This window comes from Acinetobacter sp. B51(2017), from assembly GCF_003711395.1.
Classification (GTDB): domain Bacteria; phylum Pseudomonadota; class Gammaproteobacteria; order Pseudomonadales; family Moraxellaceae; genus Acinetobacter.
Genome location: NZ_PJRJ01000007.1, coordinates 42037 through 54588, shown reverse-complemented (window position 1 = coordinate 54588; position 12552 = coordinate 42037). Strand labels below are relative to the sequence as shown.

General features: G+C 42.5%; 9 protein-coding genes. 4 read left to right on the top strand and 5 right to left on the bottom strand.

The genetic code is table 11. The features are described 5' to 3' along the window. Positions 1–55 precede the first annotated feature (55 nt). From yajC to secF, 3 genes are read left to right on the top strand one after another with little or no spacing between them, the layout of a single operon-like run. Positions 56–385, top strand: coding sequence for a preprotein translocase subunit YajC (gene yajC, locus CYK47_RS05000; protein WP_122899507.1), 330 nt, complete (start codon positions 56–58; stop codon positions 383–385). Positions 386–439: 54 nt separating this feature from the next. Next, positions 440–2341 (top strand): protein translocase subunit SecD, encoded by a 1902-nt coding sequence (gene secD, locus CYK47_RS04995; RefSeq protein WP_122899504.1) that lies wholly within the window; start codon positions 440–442, stop codon positions 2339–2341. 11 nt (positions 2342–2352) lie between these two features. Further along, positions 2353–3327, top strand: a complete 975-nt coding sequence (secF, locus tag CYK47_RS04990; protein WP_122899502.1) for a protein translocase subunit SecF — start codon at positions 2353–2355, stop codon at positions 3325–3327. 41 nt (positions 3328–3368) lie between these two features. On the opposite strand, the gene CYK47_RS04985 is transcribed toward secF, so the two are convergent. From CYK47_RS04985 to cysM, 5 genes are read right to left on the bottom strand one after another with little or no spacing between them, the layout of a single operon-like run. Next, positions 3369–3977 carry a 4'-phosphopantetheinyl transferase family protein gene (locus tag CYK47_RS04985; protein ID WP_122899501.1) on the bottom strand — a complete coding sequence of 203 codons (609 nt, stop codon included), beginning with the start codon at positions 3975–3977 and terminating at the stop codon, positions 3369–3371. Between the two features lie 56 nt (positions 3978–4033). Continuing rightward, positions 4034–6340 carry a RelA/SpoT family protein gene (locus tag CYK47_RS04980; protein WP_122899499.1) on the bottom strand — a complete coding sequence of 769 codons (2307 nt, stop codon included), beginning with the start codon at positions 6338–6340 and terminating at the stop codon, positions 4034–4036. 43 nt (positions 6341–6383) lie between these two features. Next, positions 6384–7772: a 23S rRNA (uracil(1939)-C(5))-methyltransferase RlmD gene (gene rlmD, locus CYK47_RS04975; protein ID WP_122899497.1), complete on the bottom strand. Its 1389-nt coding sequence runs from the start codon at positions 7770–7772 to the stop codon at positions 6384–6386. A 6-nt stretch (positions 7773–7778) separates the two neighbouring features. Beyond that, positions 7779–8600 carry a 3'-5' exonuclease gene (locus CYK47_RS04970; RefSeq protein WP_122899495.1) on the bottom strand — a complete coding sequence of 274 codons (822 nt, stop codon included), beginning with the start codon at positions 8598–8600 and terminating at the stop codon, positions 7779–7781. 28 nt (positions 8601–8628) lie between these two features. Then, on the bottom strand, positions 8629–9543 hold the full coding sequence (gene cysM, locus CYK47_RS04965) for a cysteine synthase CysM (RefSeq protein ID WP_122899493.1): 915 nt from the start codon (positions 9541–9543) through the stop codon (positions 8629–8631). Between the two features lie 153 nt (positions 9544–9696). Between cysM and CYK47_RS04960 the strand changes: the two genes are divergently transcribed. Next, the gene (locus tag CYK47_RS04960) at positions 9697–12507 is read left to right on the top strand and encodes a GacS-like sensor histidine kinase (RefSeq protein ID WP_122899491.1); all 2811 of its coding nucleotides are present in this window, start codon (positions 9697–9699) and stop codon (positions 12505–12507) included. Positions 12508–12552: the final 45 nt, after the last annotated feature.

Sequence of the window (12552 nt, the reverse complement as noted above, 5' to 3'; positions counted from 1 at the left end):
GACAAGGTAAATTGCTGTTCAAGACATTTTTTACTTCGTATTTAGGAAATTATAAATGAGCCTTTTTATTTCGACTGCTCATGCAGCAGGTGAAGCTGCCCAACAACCAAGCCTCATGGCCAACCTTTTGATGATTGCTGTATTCGTTGCAATCTTCTACTTCCTGATTTGGCGCCCTCAAGCAAAACGCGCGAAAGAACACCGTAACTTAGTTGAAAGCTTAGGTGTAGGTAGCGAAGTGGTCTTTGCAGGTGGTCTTATGGGCCGCATCACCAAAATTGAAGGTGATTTTGCAGTGGTAGAATTGAATCGTGGCGTAGAAGTGAAAATTCAACGTGCAAGTGTGATTTCGGTTCTACCTGAAGGCACTTTGAATAACCTTTAATCACCATTTAAGTCGTGCAAGTTGCACGACTTTTTATTTTAAGAAGAAAATTAAATGCGTTACCCTGCATGGAAATATCTACTGATCCTCGTTGTTTTAGTGGTCAGTACTTTATATGCCCTGCCAAGTTTGTATCCAGATGAACCTGCCGTGCAAATTTCGGGTGCCAAAGCTGGTACTCAAATTGACGCAAGCATCGTACAAAAAGCAGAGCAAATCCTCAAAAGCCAAAATATCCAAAGTCATGACAATAGCTTTAGCAATAATGCAGCTTTGTTGCGTCTAGATTCATCTGAAGCCCAACTCAAAGCTAAAGATGCACTGCGTCAAGGCTTAGGTGATGATTATGTTGTGGCCTTAAACCTAGCGCCAACCACACCAGAATGGCTACAAAAAATTGGTGCTAAACCAATGAAGCTTGGTCTGGACTTACGTGGTGGTGTGCACTTCTTACTTGAAGTGGATATGGACAAAGCCATCAGTCAGCGTATGGAAACCTCTGCGACTGATTTGCGTCGTCAGCTACGTGATAACAAAATTCAATTTAATAGTTTAAGCTTAGCCAACAATACCATTACTGTTCAATTTGCCAACAATGATGACCGTGCTCAAGCCATGGACTTCTTACGTAGCAGCGGCAACGAGTTTAATCAACAAGCTCTCGCAACTGAGGCTGGTGCAACGCTACGTTTAAACTACACCGATACGCGTCGCCAAGAAATTCAAAGCTATGCAGTCAATCAAAACTTAACCACTCTACGTAACCGTATTAATGAGTTGGGTGTGGCAGAAGCTTTAGTACAAACTCAAGGTAGCAACCGTATTGTGGTTGAACTGCCGGGTGTACAAGATACTGCCGAAGCTAAACGTGTCTTAGGTCGTACTGCCAACTTAGAATTCCGTTTAGTGTCTGATTTAAATGATCAATATATTGACCCATATTTGGGTAAATCTAATGGTCAACCGATTCCACCAGGCACTGAGCTATTTGCCTTTGAATCTTTAGATAGCGGCCGTGAATTATTACTCAACCGCAACCGCATCTTAACAGGTGAGCGTGTACAAAATGCCTCATCTGGCTTTAGCCAAGATACCGGTGGTGCTGAGGTCAACATTACCCTCGATTCAGCGGGTGGTAAGCTCATGGCGGATGCGACCCGTAACGCGGTTGGCAAACGCATGGCGGTATTGTTTATTGAGAACAAACAGAAAATTAGCTATGTGCAAGATCCTGAAACAGGCACGCAAACTGAAGTTCGTACCCCTTATACAGAATCTGTCGTGATTAACGCTGCAACCATTCAAGCAGTATTAGGTTCACAGTTCCGTATTACTGGTCTAGATTCACCGCAAGAAGCCTCTGAATTGGCGTTAATGTTACGTGCGGGTGCTTTGGCTGCGCCAATGTACTTTGTTGAAGAACGGGTCATTGGTCCAAGTCTGGGTCAAGAAAACATTGATAAAGGTGTACTGTCTACCCAAATTGGCTTCTTATTGGTAGCGATTTGGATGGTGGTGTTCTTCCGTCTTTTTGGTGTGATTGCCAACTTTGCACTGGTCTTTAACTTAGCCATGATTTTAACCGTCATGTCTTGGATTGGTGCTTCATTAACCCTACCAGGTATTGCAGGTATCGTAATTACCATTGGTATGGCGGTGGATGCCAACGTACTGATTTGTGAGCGAATTCGAGAGGAAATAAAATGGGGTGCCTCGCCAAAACAGGCGATTGTGGCAGGTTATGATCGTGCTTATAACACCATTTTTGACTCGAACTTAACCACATTCTTGGTGGCATTTATTCTCTTTGCCATTGGTACCGGCCCGATTAAAGGCTTCGCTGTGACCTTGATGATTGGTATTGTCTGCTCGATGTTTACTGCTATTACAGTAACTCGTGCGATTGTGCAGCTCATTTATGGCAAAAAACGCGACCTGAAAAAGTTGAGCATTTAAGGAGATCATTGATGACTGAAAATTCTCAACCAAACTATGGTCGCCCAGAAGAAGAACGTGTTATCCCGTTTATGAAAATCGCACTGCCTGCGGCATTGCTATCGATTTTCTTAACCGTGGCCAGTATCTTCTTTATTGCGACCAAGGGCTTAAACTTAGGCTTAGATTTTACTGGCGGTATTGCAGCTGAGCTGAATTACACCAATCCAGTCCAACCTGAGCAAGTCACAAAAGCGTTAAGCCAAGCTGGTTTTAGCGATGCTGTGGTGCAAACCTTAGGTTCAGAACGTGACCTGATGGTACGTATGCCTGTACAAGAAGGCGTAGAAGCAGAAGACTTAAGTAAAGCAATTAGCGCTGCGGTACAGTTGCCAAACAACGCAGCTGAAGTCCCTAAACTCGATGTCGTAGGTGGTCAGGTCGGTAATGAGCTATATGTACGTTCTGCTGGTGCAGTTGGCTTAGCATTATTACTCATGCTGGTGTATGTCACCATTCGCTTTGAGTTTAAGCTTGCTATGGGTGCCGTATTGTCTTTATTCCACGACATTATTGTGACCTTAGGCTTCTTTGCTTTTATGCAATGGCCATTTGACTTAACTGTACTTGCGGCCTTATTGGCGATTATTGGTTTCTCACTCAACGATAACATCGTGGTCTCCGACCGTATTCGTGAAAATTTCCGTAAGATTCGCGGTGCAACCCCTTTAGAGGTGGTCAACATTGCTCTCACCGAAACCTTACGTCGTACTATTCACACCTCTATGACCCTATTACTTGTGGTGGTTGCCATGATGTTTATGGGCGGTGACGGTCTGAAGTGGTTCTCTGTTGCCATGTTTATTGGTGTGTTTGTCGGTACTTACTCATCTATTTACATTGGTACAGCCTTTGCCTTATGGCGTGGCTTGAATCGTCAAGACTTCATTGTGCAGGTTAAACCTGAATTTGAAGAACATGGCGATGAGCAGTTACCTCCGCGTTAATCATTACTCGTAAAAAAAGCCCATCAACTGATGGGCTTTTTTTATATCTGTTGGATGATTGGACAATGCGCTGTGGTACGCCATGCGACCGTAACTATGGCCTCATGTAATTGCAATTGCTGATAACTAAATTCGCCCAATTGCGTATGCTGCATATTGCCCTGCATCTGGCCAAAGTGAACATTGGTTTCTAAAGTATTTAAGCTTAAACGAATCCCTAAACCTGCTGCTTTAACAATCGCTTCTTTGGCAGTCCAAATTTGCAACCAATAGGATTGATTTTGTTGACTGACATACCAACGCTGTAATTCCGCCTGTGTAAAAGCATGTTGTGCCAAGGCCTCAAAACGGATTTTACGGCTTAAATCTTCGATATCTACACCAATATCTTGTACCTCAGCACTCATCACCAAAGCATAGTGCTGTTGACTATGGCTATGGTTAAACGCGAGCTCTGGTAAATAAGGCTTACCGTATTCAGTTTTGCGTAACTCTGCTGCTTGCACATCACGCCCTAAACTTTGACTCAAACAAGCTAAGCGATACGCATGTAAGGCCTGTTTTTGTGCTAACACATAATCACGGCGGCTTAAGCTGCTATCTAGTTGTATAATTTGTCGAATCGGCTGACAATCTAAATAAATTTGCATGCTGTTTCCATAAAAAAACCAGCAATTAAAATTGCTGGTTTGGCAGTGGCGTTGGTTTAGTTACCTTGCACCAAACGACGCGCACTAATAATGCCCGGTTGTTGCTCTAAACGCGCCAATAAGCGTGACAATTGCGCCAAGCCTTTCACTTCAATCAACAATTTCATATTGGCAATACCATCTGATTCAGAAATGGTATTGACCTGACGAATGTTAATTTGATCTGAAAAAATCACTTGGGTTAAGTCTTTAAGTAAACCACGGCGGTCATAAGCCTCCACCACAATTTGCACACTTTGCCCACGCGTTGGCTGCATCTCCCAGTCGGCCTCGACTGCACGTTCAGGCTCATTTTGAATCATACGTAGATAATCTGGACAAGCCACTTTATGAATGCTCACCCCACGATTTAAAGTGATATAACCCGCGATTGATTCACCATGCACAGGCTGACAGCACTGCGCAATATGTAGTTCTACGTTGTCTAAACCATCAATTAAAATACCATGTGCAGACAAGGTATGACTGGCACGCGGATTTAAGGTCGGTTTTAACACCAGCTCAGGTTCATCCTGATCGAGGTGCATATGACGATTGACCTGATTAATCAAAGCATGCAGGCTCACATCACCATTGACCAAGGCGATTAAAATATCTTCGCCATTTTTCACGTTAAAGTGATTGCAATAATCTGCTAAATCAATGCTTTTAGGATGAATGGCTAAACGTAACAATTCTTTATTGAGAATTTCACGCCCCACTTCTAAGTTTTTACTACGATCTTGCTGACGGAACCAGTGACGTAACTTATCACGCGCACGCGCAGTCTTGATATAACCTAGCGAGTTGACCAACCAATCACGGTTCGGTTCACGATCCTTTTTGGTTAAAATCTCAACTTGCTCACCAGTTTTTAAGGTGTAGGTTAAAGGCACATAACGTTGGTTAACCCGCGCGGCATAACACTTATTACCTACTTCGGTATGCACATGGTAGGCAAAGTCTAACACCGTAGAACCACGCGGTAACTCTTTGATATCACCATCACGACTAAACACATAAATCTTTTCAAAATCCTCAAACTCTTGGATTTGTTCAAAGTTTTCTTCAGTGTCTTCTTCTTTATGTGCGCTGGCATCATTACGTTCTTGATAATGCTCAAGCACTGCACGTAAAGAATGTAAACGATGATTAAAAGAGTGATCGGTGGTTTTGGAGCCTTCTTTATAGTTAAAGTGCGAACACACGCCAAGCTCTGCTTCATTATGCATGGCAAGGGTACGAATTTGCACTTCTAAAGATTTATTTTCCGCGATGACAGCAGTATGTAATGAGCGATAACCATTGGCTTTAGGATTGGTAATATAGTCATCAAATTGATGCGGAATATGCCGCCACATTTGATGCACAATACCCAAAGTGTGGTAACACTCAGGAATAGATTTGACCAAAACCCGTAACGCACGAATGTCATAGAGCTGATCAAAGCTTAAATCTTTACTCTTCATTTTGCGGTAGATCGAGTAAATATGTTTTACCCGACCATTAATTTCCGCTTCTATTCCGTAATCAGCCAAAGCGGTACGCAGTTTATCAATCACAAACTGAATATATTGCTCACGCTCTAAACGCTTTTCATTGAGCAGTGAGGCAATTTCTTTATAGCGCTCAGGGGCTAAATAACGAAAGGCTAGATCTTCGAGTTCCCATTTTAGCTGGGCAATGCCTAAACGATGCGCTAAGGGTGAGTAAATGGTGAGAATCTCGCGTGCAACACGCTCTTGACGATCTTTAGGTGATTTTGCCAATTCACGTAAAGCATAAGTACGTTCGGCCAGTTTAATTAAAACTACGCGTACATCTTCGGTTACTGAAATCAGCATTTTATAAATGCCGGTCAGATGTTCACGTTGGTTATTATTAAAGTGATCTTCTAAGCGTTTATTTTTTTCAATCAGCTCAGACAACTTACCCATCGATAAAGTGCCTGTGACCAAACCATGTACGTTAGCACCAAAAGCGGTGAGCACTTCATCGAGTGAAATCACGCCTTCACGTACCCCACGGTACAACATGGCAGCCGATAAAGTATCTTCATCCACATACAGATGCGCCAAAATATTGGCCATCTCTAAACCAGTATAAAAGGTATTAGAGCGATGATTGACCGTACTTTGTAGCTCACGCTGTAGAGTCAGTTGGGCAACTTCTTCGAGTTGTTTGAGTTCAGCACCATCAAAAATAGCGCGGACGCGATCCAACCATTCGGCAAGATCATGCTGAGCTTGTTCGGCATGCTCAACAGTCGTTTCCTCAGACAATTCATTTAATCGCCCTGGAAGCTGTTCACGTACTGTGACCATACCTATCTCCTACTTCTATGTTACGCTGTATCATATTATAAATTTATAAGTCGTCTATTTCGTGTTTTTTAAATAAAGCAATTGATTCTACATGGCCAGTATGTGTAAACATATCCATCACACCCGCTTGAATCAAGCGATATCCATGTTCTGCTAACACTTTTGCATCACGCGCCAATGTAGCGGGATTACACGAGACATAAACCACACGTTTTGCACCAAATTTGGGCACATAATGCATGACTTGCTCAGCACCAGCGCGTGGTGGATCAATCAATAATGCATCAAAACCCTGTTTTGCCCAAGATTGGTGCGAAAAATCTTGTGTTAAATCTTGTGAATAAAACTGTAGCTGTTGAATCTGATTAAGCTTGGCATTTTCTGTACCGCGTTCAACCATTTCCTGACTACCTTCTACCGCAATCACTTGCCCAGTTTCACCTACACAGCGTGCCAGTGGCAAACTAAAGTTACCTAAACCACAAAACAGGTCTAAAACACGTTCACCGGGTTGCAACTCTAGCAATTGACATGCCAATTGCACCATTTTGGGGTTAACTGTTGAATTGACTTGAGTAAAGTCATGCGGATGAAAGCCAAAATTCACATCAAAATCAGGCAAACTGTAGTGTAAACGGGGGGCAGCATGAGCTTGGTCAATACGAACTAAGTCTGGCTCATCATTGCCTTGTAAATATAATTGCCAACCCTTGTTTAACGCAAATTCACGCAATCGGTTGACATCATCTGCAATTAAAGGCTGCAAATGACGTATTACAAGCGCAATCTCTTGATCACCCATCGCCAGTTCTATATGCCCAATATGGGCTTTGGCATCTAAGCTTTGTAGCAATTGTTTTAAACGGGTAATCGAACCAAATTGCTGATCCAAGATCAGGCAACGATCAATAGAAGTGAGTTTATTGCTTTGTTTCTCGCGAAATCCAACCACTAATTTGTCTTTGCTTGGCACATAACGCACCCCAATTCGCGCTTTACGACGATAATCTTCACGTTCAGAGCGAAGAGGCGCTAACCAGTTTTGTGGCTCTAAACCCGCAAAATGAGTCAAATGAGATTTTAAGACATCCTGTTTTAAACGAATTTGCTCATCTTTGGCAATGTGCTGCATATTGCAACCACCACAGCGATCAAAGTGTGAACAGGCAGGTTCTACACGTATTGCTGAAGGCTCACTGAGTAATTCAAGACAATCAGCTTCTTCTAAACGTTTAATCACATTGGTAATTTTTGCAAGCACAGTTTCGCCAGGCAAGGCGCCCTCAATAAAAACTTTTTTGCCGTGCTTATCACTTGGATGATCGGGATGACTGCCATAATGCGCTATCCCTCGTCCTTCGTGTGATAGCGATTCAACCTGAAAAATGTACTTGGGTTGTGGCATAGGACGAGGTTTAGCTTTGTGTTTCATGGATACCTAATTTTTGTCTGGGGAGAAATCAAGTGCAGTAAATGCAGTATGCTGTGAGTTTTGACACCATACCTGTAAAAATTCGGTATGTTGCGGCTGACTCTGTAAATAATGAATGGTTTGTTGAATCCAAGAATGATGATCTTGCGGGCTAATTAAACCTTTGAGTAATACCCAGCGTAAGAACACCAACCACGTATTTAATACATCGCCTTCGCAATAGCTGGTGAGCTCAAGCCACTGCCCTTCGGCAACATATTTGGGAATATGATAGCCTGGTAAACCACGTTTACCCGGAAAACCTAATAAATGCGCAATATCATCTAACTTTTGGAAATTACGTCCATTAAACATTGCCATAACATCCATTAAATCAACATGACGCTGATGGTAACGGTTCTGATAGTTATTATAACGTTTTTGGTTATCAATTTCGCCCTGATCAAACAGACTTGGCGCAGATAAACCATGATACATAGCGCGATATAAAATTACAGGTAAATCAAATTGTGAACCATTCCAACTGACTAGGGTTGGATAACGCTTATCAAAGATCGATAAAAATTTTTGTAAAATTTCACGTTCAGTATATTGCTCTTGGCTAAACGAAAACAGTTTCATCTGTCCTTTTTCATTCAGCCAAAGTCCAGAAATACACACAATTTCATGCAAGGGTAAACGCTGAAAATCGCTACCTGCTTCCTGACGACGCAGCTTGGCTAAAGCAGCATCGACATCAGCTTCTGGCAAATCAAGGTCATATAAATGCGCACCTGATTTTCGATCGGTTAAGGTTTCAATATCAAAAACTAACACCGGTAAACGCATAATATGACCCTATATAAGTTGCTCAAGTTTAGTCTTGAACTGAGAACAAACCAGTAGATAAATAACGATCGCCACGGTCGCAAACAATACACACGATCACCGCATTTGGGTTTTCTTCAGCCAATTTAATCGATGCCCACACCGCACCACCTGAAGAAACGCCCGCGCTAATGCCTTCGCGACGTGCCAATTGACGCGCGGTTTTTTCCGCTTCAATTTGTGGAATATCCATAATGCGATCAACGCGTGATGCATCAAAAATAGTTGGTAGATATTCGGTCGGCCAACGACGGATGCCCGGAATATTAGAGCCTTCTGCTGGCTGTAAACCGACAATTTGCACGTCTGGATTTTGCTCTTTGAGATATTTTGAAATCCCCATAATCGTGCCGGTAGTGCCCATCGAGCTGACAAAATGGGTAATTTTGCCACCCGTTTGCTGCCAAATCTCAGGACCTGTGGTCAGGTAGTGTGCTTCAACATTATCTGGATTACCAAATTGGTTAAGGACTAAACCTACACCATCAGCTTGCATTTGTAGCGCCATATCACGCGCTTCTTCCATGCCTGAGGCTTCAATAAGCTCCGCACCATAAGCCGCCATCGCATCTTTACGTTCTTGACTCGAATTGGCAGGCATGATGAGTTTCATATTGTAGCCGCGCATCGCTGCAACCATTGCCAATGCAATGCCTGTATTTCCGCTCGTCGCTTCAATTAACGTATCACCCGGTTGAATCTGACCACGCTTTTCTGCTTGCATAATCATGTTGTAGGCAGGACGATCTTTGACTGAGCCTGCTGGGTTATTGCCTTCCAATTTGGCCAATACTGTTGCTTGAGTGTGATTTGCCAGACGCTGTAACCGCACCAGTGGGGTTTTGCCCACATAGTGATCCAGTAAAAATTCGTCTTTTTGAAAATCAGGGGGTGTCGTACTCATTATTTGCACCTTTATCGAGGTGCGCCTATTGTATGAAAAAATGCTTGATTCTGCACCCGTTTAGCAGGCTTTTTCTTTAACTCGCTCAAAGCCTCATCAGATTAAAAAAAAGCATGCTAAACTCGTCGGCAAACAAAAGCTGCCTTTTGAATTATGCCCAATATCAATAAAAAGTTATTTAAGCGCTTACATTTAAACCATGCCTACGGGCAACTGATTGCGCTCATTTTTGTGCCCATCATGGTATTGGCCTGTGTGGGCGCAGCTTTAGTTTTAATTGAAACCTCCAATGCTGCCAAAGCGCAGCAACGCCAAATGGCAATTGCGATTTTAACCCGCTTTCAAACCCAAGCCGAACAAGCGATCACTTTACTTAACTATTATCCCCTGCATTACGATCATGGTCGCACCTTTATGCAAACCATGATGAATAATAAACATGTGATTCGTACTGCAATTATTGATGCCAATGGACAAAACCGCTTAAGTTTGGGTGATCAAGCGGCTGATCCATGGCCTAAAGCAACGCCCAATGCGAGTTTTTTAGGCCCTATTGCACATAAAGACAGCCATATTTACGGTATGGCCATTCATCAAGCGCCCAATAAAGTGGCATGGTTAATGATTGAACTCGACAATCAACCGCTACAAATTGCCCGTTATCGGGTACTCATTGTGCTGATTGCCACCGGTTTACTCACCTTATTGTTGTTACTTTTATGCTTAAACTTCTACTCACGGCGCTGGATTGCCCCAATGTACGAAGTGCGTATGCAGTTACAACGCCTGAATACCGATACCTTAGATCAACATATGGTGATTAACAGTACCGGTGAACTGCGTTTATTGCAGCGTGATATTGCCAATGTCGTCAAACGTTTACATTACAGCTTTTTAGAACTCAAAGAACATACCGAACAAACTGAAGACGATTTACGCCGCACGTTAGATACACTCGAAGTGCAAAATATTACCTATCGCCAAGCGCGTGATCAGGCGATTCAAGCCAACCAATCGAAGTCGGTATTTTTAGCCAATATTAGCCATGAATTACGTACACCTTTAAATAGTATTGATGGCTTTATCCACCTATTACTACGCCAGGGTAATTTATCGAACGAGCAAAATCTCTATTTACAAACCATTCGTAAATCATCGGCACATCTATTGGCGCTGATTAACGATGTTTTAGATTTTTCTAAAATTGATGCGGGTAAATTGGAGCTAGAAACTGCACCCTTTGATTTAGAAGAAGCTATCTTTGACGTAATGGATATGCTGTCACCACTTGCCGCGCAAAAACAAATTGCTATGGCCTTTTATTATGCCGACAACATTCCTAAAGATGTGATTGGCGATGCGTTACGCTTTAAACAAGTGCTAACCAATTTGATTTCCAACGCAATTAAATTTACCCCAGATGGTGAAATTATTGTACGTGTGCGCATGGAACACGATGATATTGGGCAATGTTTACTACACTTTAGCGTACAAGACAGCGGCATTGGTTTAAGCGGCACCGACCGTAAAAAGCTATTTGAATCTTTCTCTCAAGGCGATGCTTCAGTCACGCGTCAATTTGGCGGTACAGGTTTAGGTTTAGCCATTTCTAAACAACTGGTGCATTTAATGCATGGGCATATTGGCTTTGAAGACAACCAAGAACGCGCCCCAACTGAAAAAGGCTCTACTTTCTGGTTTACCGCCATGTTTGCCATAAATGAAGAAGATTACACCCCACATCCTGACTTTAGCCACATGCAGGTGTTGTCTTATTTGGCACATCCTGCCACCGCCAATGTATTACGACATTATTTAGAAAACTATGGCGTACAACACACCGAATCCAATTCGATTTTAGAATTATTTAGTGATTTAAATCGTGTCGATGCCAATGAAAACACTTGGGTCATTGTTGATCATAGTGGCGATAGTGAAGCCCTATTACGTGAAATTCGTCATCGTTATCGCGGTAACTTAGCGGTGTATGGCTACCAAATGCAGCTAGAACCGCAGCTTTTAAACGAACATCAGGCGCGCCCACTGTATCAACCTTTAAGCCGCAGCGCTTTAATTCAATTACTTAGCAATCAAGACGTTTTTGTAGAAGAAGAATTTGAACAATTTAACGGCCAAGGTCTACATGTCTTGGCGGTGGATGATCATTTACCGAATTTAATTGTCTTAGAAGCTCTACTTGGCGAACTGAATGTCAAAATGACCCGTGCTTTAAGCGGTCAAGAAGCCTTAGGCATTTTAGAAAAACAACTGCAACAAGGTCAGCCTGCCTTTGATTTGGTCTTTATGGATATTCAAATGCCAGTGATGTCGGGAATCGATACCACCCGCGCCATTCGTTCACTCGAATCGACCATTGAGCACCATAAACGCTTACCAATTATTGCCTTAACAGCGCATGCTTTAGCTGATGAAAAGCAAAAATTGTTACAAAATGGCATGGATGACTATGTCACCAAGCCCATCCAAATTGAACAAATTATTCAAATTTTAACTCAATGGACTAAACAAAGCTTTAATGCCAAAAATCTAAGCCTGAACACCCCAAGTCCACCAACCGTGATTGATCCTGAAATCTTAAATTGGCAACAAAGTTTACAACTGGCTGCTAATAAAGAAGATTTAGCCTTAGATTTACTCAAAATGCTGGTAGAAAGTTTTGATAAAGAACTCAGTGAAATGCAAGAGCTGATTGAAGTGGAGGATTTTCCGCAATTAGAGCATGTGCTACACCGCTTATATGGCGCAACACGCTATGTGGGTACACCGCGTTTGCAACAGGTCACGGGTGAATTTGAACAATTTGTTTCTATTTTGCGTAAGGAACAGCGTATTGCAGATGAGACTTTTATTGCAGCAGTTCAAACCCGCTTTGAGGATTTAAATAGTCGTATTGATGAAGTCCGGCTGGCAGCGCAAGATATGTTAAAAAACCAAAGCGACTAAGGTTTTAAGGCGCGCGCATGTTATGCTTATCTCAAAAGCAATAAC

Bases quoted from the DNA above. Each gene is read 5' to 3' on its own strand.
- yajC (WP_122899507.1), top strand. From the start codon at position 56: ATGAGCCTTTTTATTTCGACTGCTCATGCAGCAGGTGAAGCTGCCCAA.
- CYK47_RS04960 (WP_122899491.1), top strand. From the start codon at position 9,697: ATGCCCAATATCAATAAAAAGTTATTTAAGCGCTTACATTTAAACCAT.
- cysM (WP_122899493.1), bottom strand. From the start codon at position 9,543: ATGAGTACGACACCCCCTGATTTTCAAAAAGACGAATTTTTACTGGAT.
- CYK47_RS04980 (WP_122899499.1), bottom strand. From the start codon at position 6,340: ATGGTCACAGTACGTGAACAGCTTCCAGGGCGATTAAATGAATTGTCT.
- secD (WP_122899504.1), top strand. From the start codon at position 440: ATGCGTTACCCTGCATGGAAATATCTACTGATCCTCGTTGTTTTAGTG.
- secF (WP_122899502.1), top strand. From the start codon at position 2,353: ATGACTGAAAATTCTCAACCAAACTATGGTCGCCCAGAAGAAGAACGT.
- CYK47_RS04970 (WP_122899495.1), bottom strand. From the start codon at position 8,600: ATGCGTTTACCGGTGTTAGTTTTTGATATTGAAACCTTAACCGATCGA.
- rlmD (WP_122899497.1), bottom strand. From the start codon at position 7,772: ATGAAACACAAAGCTAAACCTCGTCCTATGCCACAACCCAAGTACATT.
- CYK47_RS04985 (WP_122899501.1), bottom strand. From the start codon at position 3,977: ATGCAAATTTATTTAGATTGTCAGCCGATTCGACAAATTATACAACTA.